We start from the raw sequence: 17,979 nt of genomic DNA, 5'->3' as shown, positions 1-17,979 counted from the left end.
CTAGGATGGGACAGCGTGGCCATTTTTCTCGATTCCAGCGCAGATCCCCGTTTCGCTGACTACCGCGATCTCAATTCCTCCGACCGCCGCCCCGATGCGCGCGGCGGCAAGGGATTGGTGATCGCCGAAGGCAATCTCGTGAGCGAGCGGCTGCTGCATTCACGCTTCCCCGTGCGCTCCATTGTGGGCTTCGAACCCAAGCTATCGAACTTCCTCGCTCTCCCCGGGGTACAGGAGGAGATCGCGCGCCGGGATATTCCGGTCTACGCCACCACCCGCGACACCCTCGCCGAGGTGGCGGGCTTTGATCTCCACCGCGGGCTATTGGCAGCCGCGGATCGGCCCGAGCCTCTGGCCGTGGAGCAGGTGATCGACAGCGCGCGCACCCTCGTCATCGCCGAGGGAGTGGGGGACCACGAAAATATCGGTTCCCTCTTCCGCAACGCCGCTGGGCTCGGTGTGGATGGGGTGCTCTTTGGCGCCGGCTGTGCCGATCCGCTCTACCGGCGCGTGGTGCGCGTCTCCATGGGGCATGTGCTGCGCCTGCCCTTCGCTCATCTCGAGGGCGGATACACCACGTGGCAGCGCAGCCTCGAGCAGGTGCGCGCGGCCGGATTCCACATTGTGTCGCTCACCCCCAACCCGGAGGCGGCGCTGCTCAAGGACGCCCTCGTGGATAAGACGGGCCAAGCCTATGAGAAGGTGGCGTTACTTATCGGCGCCGAGGGCCCGGGGCTGACAGAACACGCGATGCGCGCCACCGATATCCGCGCTCGTATTCCCATGGCTGCGGGCACGGACTCGCTCAACGTGGCCACCGCCGCAGCCGTGGCACTCTACGAGCGGGCCCGCAGCATGTCTTAGGATTCGTCCTCGATGAGGGGACTATCGGAGGCGGCCTCCGTGTTCTCGGCCGGTGGCTGGGTGCGCTCATCGCGCCGCGGCGGCGGGGAGGACTCGGTCTCGCGCGGCGCTCGCGGAGCCGTCGAGCGGGAGCGCGGCAGCTGCGATGTTCCGCTGCTGCGGGGCCGGTCGGTGTGGCGCAGTTTATCCGAGAGCTGTTCGCCCACCGCCCCGGCAACATCGCGCACCGTGGAGCCGGCCTTGCGCATCCACGACCAGCCAGAGCGCACGACCGCGCCCAGCTCCTCGCCGGTGGAGCGCTCCTCGGTCTGGGTGGAATCGAGAGCATAGTCGTCATAATCTCGATCGGCTGCGCCCAGCCCCAGCTTCGACGACGCCGCCGAGACAATATCGGCGATGCTGCGGGAGCTCGGCGGAGCGGGCTCCACCTTGGGCTCGGGCCGGCCATCGGTGGCATAGCCCACCACATTCACATCCGGCCCGCCCGTGTAGATGCCCAGCCACTCGCGCGTGGCCGCCGCCACCAGATCGATCGGCTCGAAGGGCAAGGCGATACCGCCCACGTTCTCGCTACGCTCGCCCGCCCAGAAGGGGCGCTCGAAGGGCTGGGGGATGCCCTCGTCCTCGTAGACGCGGTCGCGCCGGGCAGCAAAAGCCCGGAGCAGGGTGTCGCCGCGCCAGTAGGCGAAAGCGCCATAGCCGCGCTCGCGGTTATAAGCAGTGACGATCAGGTCTCGTGCCGGCAGCGAGGAGCGCAGAGCGGGGTCGATATCGGAGATTCTGCGCACATCGGGCAGATAGGTTTGTACCAGCGACAACCCGGGAAAGCCGGCGATATAAAACTCGTTTTCGGACACATCCGTGGAGCGGTTCAAGGAGAACTGCCCGATCGGGGTGATGGGCCAGCGGGGATTCATCTGGGCGAGGTATTTGCGGCCGAAGCCGCGATTCGCCCGGGGCTCGGTGGCGATGACCTCGGCGGGGGTATCGGTGTTGACGAAGAAAAACGTCACTACTGCGGGCCGCTGCATGGCGCCTTAGCTCCTCGGTCGTTTCGTATTCGAGCGCACGCCCAAAAGAACATCTTCCCAATGGGGTGTCTTGGCCTTGCGGCGGCGCCGCTTCGGGGCCTGCTCCTCCGGCGGATGCTGCAAGAAATCCTCGCCCTCGCTGTCAGTGCTGCGCTCGGGGCCGCGGAACTCTTCGGCATCAGCGAAGTCGGCGGGATCATCGTAGTCCGCGTCCTCTTCCGTATCGCGCACCGAGCTCAGGGCGCGGTTGGGCTGCGAAAATTCCGGATTAATCAGCTCCGAGGCCAGCTGGTTGCGCGCCACCGCGGTAGGCGAGGAGGTCATGTGATTGAGATAGGAATACTCGGCCACATTGGTGCTGCGGCCTACCGTCCACGTCACGGTGATAATCCACTGCCCAGAGGGGTCGCGATAGGCGTCCCAGGCGGCGTCGCTGACATTGTTGCCGCGGGCCGCGAAGGCGGTGGCCAGCACTTCCCAGAGGGTGAGCTTGGCGGGGCCGTCATCGCGCACCGGGTGCGCCTGCTTGGCCATCTCCGCGATCCGGCCGCGCTCGAGCAGCACGGGGTGCGCATAGGGCTCGATGCGGGATTCGGTGACATCATTTTCTTCCGCGAGCTGCGCTATCGTCGCCCCAGCGCGCACCCGTTCCTGAATTTCCCGCGGTCGCATGCGCAGCGGGGTGGTCAAACGGGGATCGACGCTTGTCGACGCCGACTCCTCGGGCGCCTCCGCCGGTGGGGCGGGAGTGGGAGGGGCAGCTGGGGTGGGCTCGGACGAGGAGAGGGCGTCGATAAGCTGTGTGCGCAGCTCATCGCTCACGGCCAAGAACACCTGTTCCTCGTCGAGGTGAAAAACGAGCGAGTTCCGATTGGACTCCGCTGCGTTGAGTTCTAGCTCGCGCATGCACGCTCCCTGCGTCGTTGTGGGACTAACTAACACGTCCAACCTTAATGGAAAACGCGCACGTGGTGGATCACTCACGTGCGCGTGTTCTCAAGCTTTATGCGCTGCTAGAGGGGATTAGTTGAGCGGCTAGCGGGCATCGAGGACATAATCGATGGCCTTGGTCAGCAGCGTGATGTCTGCCGAGTCGATGGCGGGGAACATGCCGATGCGCAGCTGATTGCGTCCCAGCTTGCGGTAGGGCTCCACATCCACGATGCCATTAGCGCGCAGCGTCTTTGCCAGCTGGGCGGCGTCCACACTCTCATCGAAGTCGATGGTGCCGACCACCAGCGAGCGCTTCTCCGGGGTAGCGACATACGGGCTGGCTTCGGGGCGGGACTCGGCCCAGTCATAGAGGATGCGGGAGCTGGCGGTGGTGCGCGCCACCATGGCGTCCAAGCCGCCTTGTTCATTCATCCACTGCACCTGGTCGCGCAGCATGAGCAAGCTGGCCACGGCCGGGGTGTTATAGGTCTGGTTCTTGCGCGAATTGTTCACCGCGGTCTGCAGATTCAAAAAGGCGGGGATGAAGCGATCGGAGGCGTTAATCTTCTCGATGCGCTCCAGCGCGCGGGGGCTCATGGCGGCCAGCCACAGCCCGCCGTCGGAGGCGAAGCACTTCTGCGGGGAGAAGTAGTAGACATCGGCCTCGGCGATATCCACGGGCAAACCGCCGGCGCCGGAGGTGGCGTCGATGGCAATGAGGGCGTCGGTATCGGGGCGGGTCACCGGCATCATCGCGCCAGTGGAGGTTTCGTTGTGTGCCCAGGCCAGTACGTCGACGCCGTCGATGGCCTGCACCTCCGGGGTATCGCCCGGCTCGGATTCCACGATCGCGGGCTGCTCCAGCCACGGCGCAGCCGCAGCAGCGGCGGCAAACTTGCCGGAGAACTCGCCGCAGGTGAAGTGTCCCGAGCGCTGCTCGATGAGGCCGAAGGTGGCGGCATCCCAGAAGGCGGTGGCGCCGCCGAGGGAGAGCACAATCTCATAGCCCTCCGGAAGGGAGAACAACTCCGCCAAACCGGTGCGGACATCACCCACCACGTCCTTCACGCCGGGCTGGCGGTGGGACGTACCCACAATGCTGCTGCCGCCATCGACGATGGCGCGCAGTTGCTCGGGGCGCACCTTGGAGGGGCCACAGCCAAAACGGCCATCGGCGGGGATCAGTTCAGCGGGAAGAGTAGGAAAGGCCTCAGACATAAATATTTTGATCCTTAAATGACTGCCACGATGGGCACCGGGAAAACACAATAAAACTGCAGCGCGGGGCGCGCTCTGCCTGTTTAGATTAACCAACCAGTGACGGCGGCGGGCAGGGCTTTCACAAAAGGGGGTGACGTGCAGACACCTGCGGCGGGGGTGTTCTATCGGGCAGAGAACGAGGGGCACCCGATGCGCGCTCCCCACGGCCTGTGGTACGAGATCACGCTGCGCGGGGGTAGTGCTAGGGGGAGGCGTTGGTGGATGATTCAGCTGAGAAAAGGGGGCAGTGCCGCATGGTAGGACGGCCATCTGCCCAGTATGGCGCGGGTGAGTCGGGGTGGCGGCGCGGCTGCGGCGAGGGAGAATTTGTTGTCCGCGTCACAGACGCTGGTAGACTATTGCCGTCGGTGCGAGAAATAGCTGCTGAACAGCGGCTATGGGCCAGTACCGGACATGTGTGTCAGCGACGCTTCCCAGTAGCGAGAGCGCTGACCCCAGTTCTCTGCAGGGTCATAAATGCCGACCTAGCAGCGCCATGAGAGCAGCACGCCGGCTCAGGGGGAGTCCCTTGGGTGGCCCATGCGATTCGGGTGAGGCTATGGTCCTCGCCGCGGATGCGTGACTATGTGGGTCGATCCCCATGGCTGCTCGGTCTCTGCCCCTATGCGGAGGTGGGGCGGGTGTGAGGGATGGGCAAGCGCGGGCACGCATGCAGTCAAAAACGTATAGTGTGACGTACAGGAGCACTTTCGGCCGTGGGTAGTAAAGCTCACGTGTCGATGTGGTCGCGGTCTCGCATGAGGCGGAGGATGCTCGGTTCCGAGCGTCGACAATTATCCGCACACGCCGAGCATCACTCTTTAACCTCCAAATAGAGGAGAGAGCCAGCGCCCATTATCGATCGCGGCCGGTGCGATATATCAACTTAATTGAAAGGGATACTGTGGCTACAGAAAACAAGGAAAAGGCCGTTCTTCACTACCCCGGTGGTGAATTCGAGATGGACATCATCAAGGCCACCGAGGGCAACGACGGTGTTGTTCTCGGCAAGATGCTGCAGGAGACCGGCCTGGTCACCTATGACCCGGGCTATGTGTCTACCGGTTCCACCGCCTCTGACATCACCTACATCGATGGCGCCGAGGGCATTCTGCGCTACCGCGGCTACGCCATCGAGGATCTGGCCGCCAAGGCCACCTTCAACGAGGTGTCCTACCTGCTGATTCACGGCGAGCTTCCCACCCGGGAGCAGCTGGCTAAGTTCAATGACGACATTCGTCACCACACCCTGCTGGACGAGGACTTCAAGGCGCAATTTAACGTCTTCCCGCGCAACGCCCACCCGATGGCAGTGCTGGCTTCCTCCCTTAACATCCTCTCCACCTATTACCAGGATGAGCTCGACCCGCTGAACGAGGATCACCTCGATAAGGCCACCGTGCGCCTGATGGCTAAGGTGCCGATGCTGGCTGCCTATGCCCACCGCGCCCGCCACGGCCAGCCGTATATGTACCCGGACAACTCCCTCAACGCCCGCGCTAACTTCCTGCGCATGATGTTCGGCTTCCCCACCGAGCCCTACGAGATCGATCCGCTCATGGTCAAGGCCCTGGATCAGCTGCTGATCCTGCACGCCGATCACGAGCAGAACTGCTCCACCTCCACCGTGCGTATGGTGGCCTCCGCGCAGTCCAATATGTTCGTCTCCGTGGCCGCTGGTATCAACGCCCTGTCCGGCCCGCTGCACGGCGGCGCCAACCAGGCTGTTCTCGAGATGCTCGATGACATCAAGGAGAACAATGGCGGCGACGCTACCGACTTCATGAACCGCGTGAAGAACAAGGAAAAGGGCGTCCGCCTGATGGGCTTCGGCCACCGCGTGTACAAGAACTACGACCCGCGCGCCGCCATCATCAAGGACACCGCCCACGAGCTGCTGGAGAAGACCGGCGGCGACGAGGCACTGGAGCTGGCCATGAAGCTGGAGGAGATCGCCCTCAACGACGATTACTTCATCTCCCGCAAGCTCTACCCGAACGTGGACTTCTACACCGGCCTCATCTACCGCGCCATGGGCTTCCCGACGGACTTCTTCACCGTGCTCTTCGCCATGGGCCGTCTGCCCGGCTGGATCGCCCAGTACCGCGAGCTCGTGGAGAACCCGGCCTCCAAGATCTACCGCCCGCGTCAGGTCTACACCGGCCAGCCGCTGCGTGAGTTCGTGCCCCGCTCTGAGCGCGGCTAATAACCCGCATTACCGCGCTATTTAAGCGCCAGTCACCGCCGTCCTTCACCCGAGGGGCGGCGGTTTCTCATGCTCGCGGGAGGGCGCCGCGGGGCGCGTCCACGGCAAGAAATTATTCGGGGTTGAGTTATTTCTTAGGTACACTGGGTGCGTAACCCAGCCCGAGAGGCTGCCATCAGGCGTGCGGTCATCCGCTCGCTGCTGGCATGCAAGCGGGGGCGAGGCCACTCATTGTGCGCGGCCTGCCGCCCCACCGCTCACGCGGGCACGCACCGTCGGGTGCGGCACGTGTGTCTGGGGCGCGAGTGCACATACATATGTAACAGGAGTGAATTCATGGACAAGCCACAGATTGACGTTCAACAGGGGCCTGCACCTGAGGATATCGTGATCGAGGACCTCGTGGTCGGCGATGGCGATGAGGCTCAGCCGGGCGGCCTGGTGGAGGTTCACTACGTGGGCGTCGATTTCGAGACCGGTGAGGAGTTCGACTCCTCGTGGGATCGTGGCCAGGCTATCGAATTTCCGCTGTCCGGCCTCATCGCCGGCTGGCAGGAGGGCATCCCCGGGATGAAGGTAGGCGGCCGTCGCCAGCTCACCATCCCGCCGGAGGCCGCCTATGGCCCCGCCGGTGGCGGTCACCCGCTCTCCGGCCGCACCTTGGTGTTCGTGATTGACCTGCTCTCTGTCGGCTAATCACCGCCACGGCACGAAAGAGTACAACACCGCCGCGGATACTGTTCTCTCCTTGCGGGGAGAGGGTATCCGCGGCGGTGTTTGTGTGCGATTCGCCTGCGCCGAGTTTAAGGCTGCATCTCGGCGAGCTTCTCATAGCCTTGGAAGCGGTGCTCGCGGCCGACCAGCTTCACGTTGTGCTCCAGGTTCCACAGCGTGTAATCCACCGCCTCCAAGATGCGGGTGATGAACTCCTCGGGGTTGTCGGCGGCGTCCCCGCCAGCGGCACCATCTGGCCCCTCGGGAACAATGCCGGAGACAATACCGGCGTTCATCAGACACACCGCGCTGACGTCTTGGGCATCCATCATCTCGGCCGCGTGGTGCACATCGCGGTAGATGATCGCCGAGGCTCCTTCGGGCGGTAGCGGGGAGAGCCAGCCATGCTCGGCGCTGATCACCGCATCAGAGGGCAGCATCGCCAGCGCGCCGCCGCCACAGCCCTGGCCCAGAATCACGGACACTGTGGGCACGTCCACGCTGACCAGCTCATTCAAGGTTCGGGAGATGGAGCCCGCCATACCCGCCTCCTCGGCTTCACGGGAGAGCTCCGCGCCGGGAGTGTCGATGAAGGAAATCAAGGGAATATTGAGCTCATGCGCCAGCTGGATGCCGCGACGGGCGAAGCGCAGCGCCGCGGGGCCGAGCTCGCTGACGGCGTGCGGCGGCTGGGCGTGCCGGTCTTGGCCCATGATCACCACGGGGCGGCCGCCGAGCGTGGCGATGCCTACCTGCACGGCAGGGGAGTGGCGGCCATCGCCGGTGCCATTGAGCTCGATATAGCTATCGGAGAGCACCGCGAGCACATCCCGCAGGCCGGGGCGATCGCTGCGGCGGGTAGCCACAATCGAATCCCAAGCCGAATGCTCCGGTTCATAGCCCTGCTCGGCGGTGATGAGATAGTCCGGGCGGGCGGGGGCGTGCTGCTGCGGATCAGGGGTGAGGGTGGTGACGAGCTTGATCACGCTTGCGCGGAGCTCCGCGGGGTTAATCACGCCGTCGATCACGCCGTGGGTGGCGAGGTTCTCCCCAGTCTGTACCCCAGTCGGCATGGGCTTGCCGGTGGTCAGCTCGACCACGCGCGGGCCTAAGAAACCGAGGAGTGCCCCTGGCTCGGCGAAGGTGAGGTTACCGGCCGAACCCCAGGAGGCCATCACGCCGCCGGTGGTGGGATTGCGCAGATACACCAAGAAGGGCAGGTGCTTGTCCTTGTGGCGATACACAGCGGTGGTGATGGAGACCATCAAAGAGAATGCGGGGGTGCCTTCCTGCATGCGGGTGCCACCGGAGGAGGGGGAGATCAGCAGCGGCAGATTTTCCGCGGTGGCGCGGTGAATGCCGTCGATGATGCGGCGAGCCGTGGCGGCGCCGATCGAGCCGCCGAGGAAGCGGAACTCTCCAAGCACGCAGGCCACGCGATGGCCGGCGACCCTGCCCTCGCCGATGATCACGGCCTCGTCCACCCCGGATTTCTCGCGGGCCCGCGCCAGCGAATCCTTATAGGCATCGTCGATATCGCCGTAATTCGGCGTGGTGCCCCAATTCTGGAAAGAATCGGGGTCGAGTACTTCATCAATTAGCTGCTGCGCGCTCGTATGTCCCATACTGGGTGAGCTTATCCGCACACACCCCAAAGCGGGGCTCAATGGAGCAAAAAATCCTGCGCTAGGCCGCCGAGTTACGCCCACGTGCGGGTGTGCTGGCAGCAGGCTGTGTGGGGTCGCGGTGGCGCCATCGAGGCTGTGCACGCAGTATCCGCGGCGGGCGCTGAGAGGGCCGTAGCTGGTGGCCACAATGATCACACCCCCTGGGTGTGCCCGCCGCATGCGAATAACGCCGACCGCCACCGCGACGAGGCGGGGAGGTCGGCGTCGATAAGCGTGTGCCGGCTAGGCCGAACGCAGGTTTTTCACCGCACTGAGCCAGGAGATGGCGCTGCCGGAGTGCAGCACCGAGTTGCGGTAGATACGGGAGGTGAGCCAGCTGACGGCGAAGGTGGTGAGCACCAACACTAGGGCGCAGGCGGCCAGCTGCAGCGCGGAGATATTACCCGCGGCGTATTGCAGCGGGGCAAGGCCCACCGAGAAGGGCGGAATCCATGTCGCGATCTCCATAAACGTGCTATCCAGCTTGGAAAAGCCGAACATGGGGGTGTACGTCATAGCCAAGGCCAGCAGCAGCACGGGCAGCTGGGCCGATTGATAGTCCTCCATACTCGATACCAGCGATCCTGCGGCGGCGTAGAGCAGGCCGAAGAGGATGAAACCGAGGATGAAGAAGAGCACGAGGATAGGAATGATGGCGATGTCGAAGTCGAGATCATCCATCAGCCCCGCGGCCCAGACGGCGCCGATACCGGCGGAAAAGAGCACCGTGACCATGCCGAAGGCGACGAGCCCGATCCCCAGCACCTTGCCCCAGAGGAAATCGAGGGGGCGCACCGTGGCCAAAATGATCTCGATGACGCGCGAGGTTTTCTCCTCCATCACGGCGCTGCCGATCATGGCGGCAAACATCAAAATAGCGAGGACGAGAAGAAACACGCCTACGAGCGCGACCACCCGATTACCCAAGGTGTCGGGATCGCCGAAGAATCCCGCATCGCCGCTGCCCACCTGCACCGGGATGAGCTGGGTGGCGGCCATGGCTGCGGGGTCGATGCCTTGGGATTCTAAAAACGCCTCGGCGCGGGTGGCATTGAGCTGCTCCAGCAGCCCAGCGGGAAGCTCCCCAGTGTAGAGCAACTCCGGGCCGGACTCCGCGGGCACCACCACGGCATCAAGACGCGGGGCATTCTCCTCTTCATCGGAGGCCCGCAGCGCCTCCTCGGCGCTGGCGCGGTCGGGGATACTGGGATCTTCGCCCAGCACGGCAACCACCGGAGAATCAGAGGCGGGGTCCTCATCGTCGGAATTGATATAGCCCACAACTCCGCCCACCACCGAAATAGCGAGCATCACGCCGAGCATGCCCCAAAGGCTCTTCGACTTCAGCAGCTTCGCGGCCTCGCGCCTGATCACGAGGCCGATCGTGGAGAAAGAGGAATAGGAATTCATTGCGACACAACCTCCTGGAAGAGCGCGGTGAGAGAGGGCAGGCGACGGCCAAAGTGGTGCACGGGGCCGGCGGCCAGCGCCGCCCGGAGCAGCTCCTGATCATCGAAGCCGCCAGGGCCGTGCGTGGCCTCCTCAGAGACCGACAGCACAACCGTGTCCTGGTGGCGTTCCACCAGCTCCACACCGGCGAGTGCTTCCCACCACGCGGTGGTGGCCGGGCTGGTGATCTCATAGAGCACCGGCCCAGACTGCCGCAGCTCATCGACGCTCCCTTGCGCCATCATGCGGCCGCCGCTGATGATGCCCACGCGATCGCATAAACGCTGCACCAGATCCAGCTGGTGCGAGGAAAACACCACCGGAATGCCCTGCTGGGCGCGTTCCCGCAGCGAGTTGGACATCACCTCAACGGCCACGGGGTCGAGGCCGCTAAAAGGCTCGTCGAGGATCAGCACCTGCGGATCAAAGACCAGCGCCGCGGCGAGCTGCACCCGCTGCTGATTGCCCAAAGACAGCTGCTCCAATTTGTCCTTCGCGCGGTCGCTGAGACCCAGCCGTTCGAGCAGCTCGGCGGTATTGCGCTTGGCGGCGGCAGCATCGAGCCCGTGCAGCCGTGCGAAATAGTGCAACTGTTCCGCCACTTTTTGCTTGGGGTAGAGCCCGCGTTCCTCGGGCATGTAGCCAAAGCTACGGCGCAGGGCGTCGTCGACGGTCCGTGAGCCTAGGCGCACCTCGCCAGAATCGGCGCTGAGCACGCCAAGGGCGATGCGCATCGTGGTGGTTTTGCCCGCGCCATTGGAGCCGACAAAACCGTAGATCTCGCCGGGGGCGACGGAAAAACTCATGTCCTCCAGCGCTACGACATCGCCATAGCGCTTGGTCAATCCATCTATGTGGAGTGTGGTGTCGTGCATACTCTCGTGTTCTTTCCTCATAGCCGTGGTGTGAAGTCACACATGGACATATGTTCCAACAATCACGTAGGCCTACCTTAATACTTGTGTGGGACACCTATCATGGTGGACCCCTCGGTGCTGGCTATAGCCCTGAGCGCTGGGCAGGGGCACAATGGGAACTATGTCTACTTGCGTTCCCGCCATCACCCTCAACGACGCCACCCCTATCCCGCAGCTCGGTCTGGGCTTGTGGAAGATCGACCCGGATGAATGCGAGACAGTTATCCGCACTGCCATCGAGGCAGGGTATCGCCACTTTGATTGTGCGGCGATCTATAAGAATGAGGAGGCCGTCGGCGCCGCCCTGCGCGCAGCGATTGCCGCCGGCGATGTGGATCGCGATGAGCTCTTCGTGGTGTCGAAGGTGTGGAATAACCAGCAGGGCTTTGAGGAAACGGGGGAGGCCTTCAACCAGAGTCTGCAGCGCCTCGGCCTCGACTATCTCGATATGTACATGGTGCACTGGCCCTGCCCGGATACGGATACCTACCGCGCCAGCTTCGAGGCGATTGCCCAGCTCCAAGGGCTGGGAAGGGTACAGACCGTGGGCGTCTGCAACTTCTATGAGGAGACTCTCGACAGGATCATCGCCGCTACCGGCATTACTCCCGCGATCAATCAGATCGAGCTCCACCCTGGGTTTTCGCAGCGCCAGCTCGTGGACTATCACCACCACCACGGCATTGTTACTGAGTGCTGGTCGCCGCTGGGCCAGGGCGAGATCCTCAGCCATCCCATCTTGGGAGAGATCGCCGAGCACCATGGGGTCAGCCCTGCCCAGGTGGCGCTGCGCTGGAGCCTGCAGCAGGACCGCATTGTGATCCCGCGCTCGCGCACGCCCGAGCGGATTCGGGAGAATATGGATGTCTTCTCCTTCGCCCTCAGCGAGGAGGAACTGCGGCGGATCACCGCCATGGATCAGGGCGAAGGTGCCGGCCGTGTGGGGCCCGATCCCCGCGAGTTCAGCTAAGCGCCACGACGTCGCCTCCAGCCGGGCGCAGCGCCGCTTCGCTGCTGGCAGGAGGGGCGACAAGGGCGCAGCTGGGAAAGCGCTGTGAATCCCCGTCTTGGGCCCTCACGCAGAGCAGTTACGCTGAGCACAGGGGGTAGACTACGGAGCTCATGGAGGTAGACACCACACGGGCCATCACGCCCGCCGCAGGCTTGACCTCGGCGCAGGTGGCCGAGCGGCGCGAGCGCGGCCAGGTGAACGTGACGCTGCGGCGCACCGGCCGGCGCACCCGCGACATTATTTATTCCAATGTGTTCACCCGGATCAACGCCATCCTCGGGGTGCTCTTCGTCATCGTGGCGACCACGGGGTCCTTTATTAATGGCGCCTTCGGTCTGCTCATTATCGCCAACTCGAGCATTGGCATCATTCAGGAGCTGCGGGCCAAGCGCACCCTGGACCGGCTGACGATCCTCGGCGAAGAGGACCCGAAGGTGATCCGCGATGGGGCTACGGCCGAGATCCCGCGCGATTCTATTGTGCTCGACGATCTCATCGATATTGGCGCCGGCGATCAGCTGGTGGTGGACGGCGTGGTGCGCAGTTCCGAGGGGCTGGAGATCAATGAATCGATGCTCACCGGCGAGTCCGAGCCGATAAAGAAATCCGTGGGCGATCCGCTCTACTCCGGTTCCTTTGTGGCCGCGGGCTTTGGCACCTTCCAGGCCACCGGCATCGGCGAGGATGCCTATGCCACCAAGCTGATCCGCGATGCCGGGCGTTTCACTCTCACCGACTCCGAGCTGCAAAACGGGATCAACAAGATCCTGCGGATCATTACCTGGCTGCTTATTCCTACGGGACTGCTCGCGATCTACACCCAGCTGGTGCGCACCGGCAATCCATTACGCGAGTCCCTGTTGGCGATGGTGGCGGCGTTGGTGCCGATGGTGCCCGAGGGGCTCGTGCTGATGACCTCGATCGCCTTTGCCGTCGGCGTGGTGCGCCTAGGTAAGCGCCAGGCGCTGGTGAATGAGCTGCCTGCCATCGAAGGGTTGGCGCGAGTGGATGTGGTGTGCGCGGATAAAACCGGCACGCTCACGGAAAACCGCATGGGCTATACCGGCCTTGATGTGGTGGCGGATGCTAGGCGACGCCGCCCCGCGGCCGAGTATGAGGCCACGCTGCTCGCGATGGCCAAGGCTGATAAACGCCCCAATGACACCATGCAGGCCATCGCCGAGGCGCTGCAGCACTCCCGCGCCGACGCGCCGGGAGAGCCCAGCTCGCTGCCGCAGGTGAGTGAGCATATCGCTTTCGATTCCACCAAGAAGTACTCGGGTGTGGAGCTGGCCTCCGGCGAGTGCTGGCTGCTGGGAGCGCCCGATGTGCTGGCTCCCGAGTTGCGCGCAGCCGATGAGCATATGCAGCTCGGCCAGCGCGTGCTCTTGCTCGGGAGGAAATCGGAGGCGGAGTTCGAGCCGCATGCCTTGGTGATCCTGGAGCAGGTGATTCGCCCCGAGGCCCGCGCCACCCTCGATTACTTCGCCAAAGAAAAGGTGCAGCTGAAGATCATCTCCGGCGATAACGCGGTATCGGTGGGGGCGGTGGCCCGGTCCCTGGGTATCTCGACCGAGGCCATCGATGCCCGCGAGCTTCCCCGCGATCCCGAGGAGTTTCGGGCGGCGGTGGAGCGCGGCCGCGTATTCGGACGGGTGACTCCAGAGATGAAAAAGCAGATGGTGCTCGCGCTCAAGGAGTCCGGGCATACGGTCGCGATGACGGGCGATGGCGTGAACGATGTGCTGGCGTTGAAGGAAGCCTCCATTGGTATCGCCATGGGGTCGGGATCGCCGGCGGCCCGCTCGGTGGCCCAGCTGGTATTGCTGGATAATCGCTTTTCCACGCTGCCGCATGTAGTGGCCGAGGGGCGCCGGGTGATTGGCAATATCGAGCGCGTGGCCAATCTCTTCCTCACAAAAACGGTCTACTCCGTGATCTTGGCGCTGGTCACCGGCATATTCGGCGTTGTGTACCCCTTCCAACCCATCCATGTGACCATGATCGGCTGGTTCACCATTGGTATTCCCGCCTTCATCCTCTCCCTGGCGCCCAACCACGAGCGCGCCCGGCCCGGCTTCGTGAGCCGAGTGCTGCGTCTGGCCATGCCCTCCGGGGTGGTCATCGGGCTGGGAGTCTCCCTGTGGTGGATGCTGATTTCTTCTTCGCCGCATGGCTCTGGGGTGGATCAGCACGAGGCCACCGCGGCGCTGGCCGCCCTGCTCATCATGGCCTGGTGGGTTCTCGTGGTGGTCTCACGCCCGCTGAACTGGTGGAAGATGCTGCTCATCGGGGTCTCCGGTTTGGCCTATGTGGCGCTTTTTGCCGTGCCCTTCAGCGCCCATATTTTGCTTCTCGACGCCCACCTCTCGCCACTATTCCTGCAATCTATGGCGGTCGGCGTTGCTGGGGCCGTGCTGGTGGAGCTGCTGTGGCGGGTGAATCAGGCGGCCGCGCGCCGGGACACACAGCACGATCGCAGCCCAGAACTGCAGCACACGAGCACAAGCTGAAAAAAGATCACATCTTCCTGAGGCTGTCGCGTATGCGGCAGCCTCGTTGTGTGCGGGTGAAAAGCTAGCGAAGCTCATAGCGCTCAGATTCACAAACTTGGCAAAGGAGTCCTGCCTGCCTTTTCGGGGGTGGTGGTAGGACCTTTCTTGGTGCAGGTGATAGGGGGTTGGGGGCGATGGTTGAAAGATTTGTGGGCAAAAAGTGCTTCGTAGGTCACACATTGCAATGTGAGCTAGGTAATTTGTTTGCTAGGGCGTTCAAATCTGAGAGAGCGCTGAAAGAAAGCACCGAGCTTCATCACCGCTTGCGCTAGACGCTAGATAGGAAAAAGCATGACTAATACTGCACCACCACCGGAGGCTCAACAGCCTCGGAGAAAGCACGAACCCACCGCGCAGGAGTTCCGCGAGATGCAGAAGAACCCGGAGTTCCAAGAGCTGCGCTCTACCTTCCGGTCCTTCGCCTTTCCCATGTCCGTGGCCTTCCTCGTGTGGTACGTCGCCTTTGTGCTGCTGGCCACCTATGCTCCCGATCTCTTGGCCGTGAAGGTGTATGGAGCGGTGAACCTCGGCATCGTTCTCGGCGCACTTCAGTTCTTCACCACGTTCTTGATCACGTGGATTTACGTGCGCTACGCGAATAAGAACATCGAGCCGAAGGCCGCTCATATCCGTCAACTCATGGAAGGCTAAGGAGGCGAAGATTATATGAACATCACTTATTTAGCGAGCGAGTCCAATCTCGCAGCAGAAGCAACTAGTACTGGCAACCCGATTCTGAACATCGGAATCTTCGCACTCTTCATCGTGGTCACCATGACCGTGGTGGTGAAGGCCGGTCGAACCACGAAGGAAGCCAGCGACTTCTACACCGGTGGCGCGAGCTTCTCCGGTACCCAGAACGGTCTCGCCATCGCCGGCGACTACCTCTCCGCCGCATCCTTCCTCGGTATCGTGGGTGCGATCGCGATCTCCGGCTACGACGGCTTCCTCTATTCCATCGGCTTCTTCGTGGCATGGCTGATCGCCCTGCTGCTGGTGGCCGAGCCACTGCGTAATACCGGCCGTTTCACCATGGCCGATGTGCTCTCTTTCCGTCTGCGCCAGCGTCCCGTGCGCCTCGCCGCAGCCTTCGGCACCATGTTCGTGTCGCTGTTTTATCTCATCGCTCAGATGGCAGGCGCCGGTTCTCTGGTGTCCGTCCTTCTCGATATCCATGACCCCACGGCCCAGGCCGTTGTGGTTGCCGTGGTGGGCATCATCATGATCGCCTACGTGCTTATCGGCGGTATGAAGGGCACCACCTACGTGCAGATGATTAAGGCCGTGCTGCTGGTGAGCGGCGTGGGCATCATGACGGTGCTCATCTTCTTCAACATCAAGGGCGGTCTGTCCGATCTCTTCGATTCCGCTGTTGCGGCCCATGCTAGCTCGGATCTTCTCGCCTCGAAGGGCTATGAAGCCAGCGCGATCTTGGATCCGGGTCTGAAGTACGGTGGCTCCATCACCACCAAGCTGGACTTCCTCTCCTTGGGCCTGGCGCTGGTGCTGGGTACCGCTGGTCTGCCGCACGTGCTCATGCGCTTCTACACCGTGCCGACCGCACGGGAAGCTCGTAAGTCCGTGACCTGGGCTATCGTGCTCATCGGTTCCTTCTACCTGATGACTCTGGTGCTCGGCTACGCCGCTGCCGCACTGGTGGGTCCGGACCGGATCCTCAATGCCCCGGGTGGCGCCAACGCCGCCGCACCGCTGCTGGCACTGGAGCTGGCTGGCCCGCTGTTCATGGCCGCCATCGCCGCTGTGGCCTTCGCTACCGTGCTGGCCGTGGTCGCTGGTCTGGCTATTACCGCCTCCGCTTCGGTGGCGCACGATATCTATCACTCGGTGATCCGCAATGGTGAATCCACCGAGGCTGAGCAGGTGCGCGTCTCTCGTATCACCGTGGTTGTCATCGGCGCCCTGTCTATCGTGCTGGGTATCCTCGCGATGAACCAGAACGTGGCCTTCCTGGTCTCCCTGGCCTTCGCGGTCGCCGCCTCGGCGAACCTGCCGACCATCCTGTACTCGCTGTACTGGAAGCGCTTCAACACCGTGGGTGCCTGCGCCTCCATCTACACCGGCTTGATTACCACGCTGGTACTTATCTTCTTCTCCCCGGCGGTCTCCGGTGCCCCGAGCGCAATGTTCCCCGATGCAGACTGGTCGTGGTTCCCGCTGACGAGCCCGGGTCTGGTCTCCATCCCGGCCGCCTTCCTCGCCGGCATCATCGGCACCTACCTGGGTAAGTCGGACAATATGGAAGACCTCCAAGCAGAGATGGAAGTTCGTTCCCTCACCGGTGTGGGCGTCGAAGCCCCAGTGGATCACTAAGATTCCCGTCGCAGCCTCGGTGACACGAGGCCTACCGGCACACCGCTGATTCGCAGCCCCGCGCTGAGCACCGTCCGTGCTCGCGGCGGGGCTGTCGTCATGTCCGCAGTATTTGTAGGTATGCGCTGGGGTTTCTTAGAATGTCCCCCATGTCGTCGACTTCCCACGGCTCACGCCCCGCATCGTGGTTGCCCACGCTGGTGCTTGCACCAGCGTTCTTTCTCGTCGGCGCCCTCTTCCTACTTCCCTCGGTGGGGCCGGCACGCAGCTCAGAGCCGCTGCACTATGCCACCGAGCCCACCGCACCAGCTGCGCCCACGGCGCCTATCTATCGCTACCCCGTGGAGCCGGCACCACTGCCACTGGACAATGATGTATTCGGCACCCATGCGGCCGGTTCGCAGGTGAGCTTCGTGCGGCTCTCCGATGGCGAGCACCACGGCACCGCCAATGAGCGCTTCGCGCGCCCCGCGCTCAGCCTGATCAAGCTCTACATCGCGGATTATGTGCTCGACCACGGTAGCGCCACGGAAAGAAAGCAGGCGCTGACCATGGTGCGCGATTCCAGCGATAGCATTGCCGCCGCGCTCTATGAGTCCTATCCGGAGGCCATCGACACAACCGCCACTCGCTATGACTTGCAGTCCACCCGCGCTAACTCCAAGTGGGGCTACAGCGTGACCTCCACCTATGACGTGTGTTTCTTCCTCGCCCAGAAACTCGAGGAGGATCCGAACTCGCCGCTGCTGCGCGCCATGCGCACAGCGAAGCCGGTGGCCGCGGATGGCTATAAGCAGAACTTCGGCACCAGCACCCTCCCCGGTGCGGAAGGGTCGAAGTGGGGATGGTCGAATAGCCGCACGCTGCACTCCTCGGTTAGCTTCGGGGAGGACTATGTGGCTGCCGCGGCCATCGCCGGCTCCGCCGAGGATCTCACCGACCTCGTCGAGCAGCAGCTCGCCGGGCTCGTGCCCGAGCAATCCGCGGATACCTAGCAGGGCGGGGGAGAGGCAGGGGGAAAGCGTCGATAAGCGAAAACC

At 63.4% G+C, this 17,979-nt stretch carries 14 protein-coding genes; 8 read left to right on the top strand and 6 right to left on the bottom strand.

From position 1 onward, the window contains the following. The first annotated feature begins 15 nt into the window (after positions 1-15). A complete protein-coding gene (locus KRX12_RS04735) occupies positions 16-864 on the top strand; it encodes an RNA methyltransferase (protein WP_218365895.1) in 849 nt (282 codons plus the stop codon). Here KRX12_RS04735 and KRX12_RS04730 read toward each other — a convergent pair. The 3 genes from KRX12_RS04730 to serC all read right to left on the bottom strand — a co-directional run bounded on the left by KRX12_RS04730 (position 861) and on the right by serC (position 4,046). Continuing rightward, entirely contained in the window at positions 861-1,895 is a 1,035-nt protein-coding gene (locus KRX12_RS04730) for a hypothetical protein (RefSeq protein WP_218365894.1), read from the bottom strand. The genes KRX12_RS04735 and KRX12_RS04730 overlap by 4 nt on opposite strands. A 6-nt stretch (positions 1,896-1,901) precedes the next feature. Next, positions 1,902-2,801 (bottom strand): septation protein SepH, encoded by a 900-nt coding sequence (gene sepH / locus KRX12_RS04725; protein ID WP_218365893.1) that lies wholly within the window; start codon positions 2,799-2,801, stop codon positions 1,902-1,904. Positions 2,802-2,930: 129 nt separating this feature from the next. Further along, positions 2,931-4,046, bottom strand: a complete 1,116-nt coding sequence (gene serC, locus KRX12_RS04720; RefSeq protein WP_218365892.1) for a phosphoserine transaminase — start codon at positions 4,044-4,046, stop codon at positions 2,931-2,933. 946 nt (positions 4,047-4,992) lie between these two features. Here serC and KRX12_RS04715 point away from each other — a divergent pair. Together KRX12_RS04715 and fkpA are read left to right on the top strand one after the other, a co-directional pair. Further along, positions 4,993-6,294, top strand: coding sequence for a citrate synthase (locus KRX12_RS04715; RefSeq protein ID WP_192796203.1), 1,302 nt, complete (start codon positions 4,993-4,995; stop codon positions 6,292-6,294). 336 nt (positions 6,295-6,630) lie between these two features. After that, positions 6,631-6,990 carry an FKBP-type peptidyl-prolyl cis-trans isomerase FkpA gene (gene fkpA / locus KRX12_RS04710; protein WP_018019335.1) on the top strand — a complete coding sequence of 120 codons (360 nt, stop codon included), beginning with the start codon at positions 6,631-6,633 and terminating at the stop codon, positions 6,988-6,990. 107 nt (positions 6,991-7,097) lie between these two features. On the opposite strand, the gene KRX12_RS04705 is transcribed toward fkpA, so the two are convergent. From KRX12_RS04705 to KRX12_RS04695, 3 genes are all read right to left on the bottom strand, one after another. Further along, the gene (locus tag KRX12_RS04705) at positions 7,098-8,633 is read right to left on the bottom strand and encodes a carboxyl transferase domain-containing protein (RefSeq protein WP_218365891.1); all 1,536 of its coding nucleotides are present in this window, start codon (positions 8,631-8,633) and stop codon (positions 7,098-7,100) included. A gap of 285 nt (positions 8,634-8,918) precedes the next feature. Further along, on the bottom strand, positions 8,919-10,085 hold the full coding sequence (locus KRX12_RS04700; RefSeq protein ID WP_218365890.1) for an ABC transporter permease: 1,167 nt from the start codon (positions 10,083-10,085) through the stop codon (positions 8,919-8,921). Continuing rightward, positions 10,082-10,999: an ABC transporter ATP-binding protein gene (locus KRX12_RS04695; RefSeq protein ID WP_218365889.1), complete on the bottom strand. Its 918-nt coding sequence runs from the start codon at positions 10,997-10,999 to the stop codon at positions 10,082-10,084. The genes KRX12_RS04700 and KRX12_RS04695 overlap by 4 nt, the downstream gene beginning before the upstream one ends. A 163-nt stretch (positions 11,000-11,162) precedes the next feature. On the opposite strand from KRX12_RS04695, the gene KRX12_RS04690 reads away from it, so the two are divergent. The 5 genes from KRX12_RS04690 (at position 11,163) to KRX12_RS04670 (ending at position 17,934) form a co-directional block, all read left to right on the top strand. Continuing rightward, positions 11,163-12,011 carry an aldo/keto reductase gene (locus KRX12_RS04690; RefSeq protein WP_218365888.1) on the top strand — a complete coding sequence of 283 codons (849 nt, stop codon included), beginning with the start codon at positions 11,163-11,165 and terminating at the stop codon, positions 12,009-12,011. A 152-nt stretch (positions 12,012-12,163) separates the two neighbouring features. Then, on the top strand, positions 12,164-14,566 hold the full coding sequence (locus KRX12_RS04685; protein WP_218365887.1) for an HAD-IC family P-type ATPase: 2,403 nt from the start codon (positions 12,164-12,166) through the stop codon (positions 14,564-14,566). 333 nt (positions 14,567-14,899) lie between these two features. Beyond that, the gene (locus KRX12_RS04680; protein ID WP_218363625.1) at positions 14,900-15,259 is read left to right on the top strand and encodes a DUF485 domain-containing protein; all 360 of its coding nucleotides are present in this window, start codon (positions 14,900-14,902) and stop codon (positions 15,257-15,259) included. Positions 15,260-15,274: 15 nt separating this feature from the next. Continuing rightward, the gene (locus KRX12_RS04675; protein ID WP_218363624.1) at positions 15,275-16,939 is read left to right on the top strand and encodes a cation acetate symporter; all 1,665 of its coding nucleotides are present in this window, start codon (positions 15,275-15,277) and stop codon (positions 16,937-16,939) included. 149 nt (positions 16,940-17,088) lie between these two features. After that, complete coding sequence (locus KRX12_RS04670) at positions 17,089-17,934, top strand: hypothetical protein (RefSeq protein WP_218365886.1); 846 nt, start codon at positions 17,089-17,091, stop codon at positions 17,932-17,934. Positions 17,935-17,979 lie beyond the last annotated feature (45 nt).

Source organism: Corynebacterium sp. TAE3-ERU2, from assembly GCF_019209955.1.
In the GTDB taxonomy this organism is placed as follows: Bacteria; Actinomycetota; Actinomycetes; order Mycobacteriales; family Mycobacteriaceae; genus Corynebacterium; species Corynebacterium megadyptis.
Note: the sequence above shows the minus strand (reverse complement) of the source record. Positions and strands in the feature narration are given on the sequence as shown.

Bases quoted from the DNA above. Each gene is read 5' to 3' on its own strand.
- fkpA (WP_018019335.1), top strand. From the start codon at position 6,631: ATGGACAAGCCACAGATTGACGTTCAACAGGGGCCTGCACCTGAGGAT.
- KRX12_RS04680 (WP_218363625.1), top strand. From the start codon at position 14,900: ATGACTAATACTGCACCACCACCGGAGGCTCAACAGCCTCGGAGAAAG.
- KRX12_RS04685 (WP_218365887.1), top strand. From the start codon at position 12,164: ATGGAGGTAGACACCACACGGGCCATCACGCCCGCCGCAGGCTTGACC.
- KRX12_RS04670 (WP_218365886.1), top strand. From the start codon at position 17,089: ATGTCGTCGACTTCCCACGGCTCACGCCCCGCATCGTGGTTGCCCACG.
- sepH (WP_218365893.1), bottom strand. From the start codon at position 2,801: ATGCGCGAGCTAGAACTCAACGCAGCGGAGTCCAATCGGAACTCGCTC.
- serC (WP_218365892.1), bottom strand. From the start codon at position 4,046: ATGTCTGAGGCCTTTCCTACTCTTCCCGCTGAACTGATCCCCGCCGAT.
- KRX12_RS04695 (WP_218365889.1), bottom strand. From the start codon at position 10,999: ATGCACGACACCACACTCCACATAGATGGATTGACCAAGCGCTATGGC.
- KRX12_RS04730 (WP_218365894.1), bottom strand. From the start codon at position 1,895: ATGCAGCGGCCCGCAGTAGTGACGTTTTTCTTCGTCAACACCGATACC.
- KRX12_RS04675 (WP_218363624.1), top strand. From the start codon at position 15,275: ATGAACATCACTTATTTAGCGAGCGAGTCCAATCTCGCAGCAGAAGCA.
- KRX12_RS04690 (WP_218365888.1), top strand. From the start codon at position 11,163: ATGTCTACTTGCGTTCCCGCCATCACCCTCAACGACGCCACCCCTATC.
- KRX12_RS04700 (WP_218365890.1), bottom strand. From the start codon at position 10,085: ATGAATTCCTATTCCTCTTTCTCCACGATCGGCCTCGTGATCAGGCGC.
- KRX12_RS04705 (WP_218365891.1), bottom strand. From the start codon at position 8,633: ATGGGACATACGAGCGCGCAGCAGCTAATTGATGAAGTACTCGACCCC.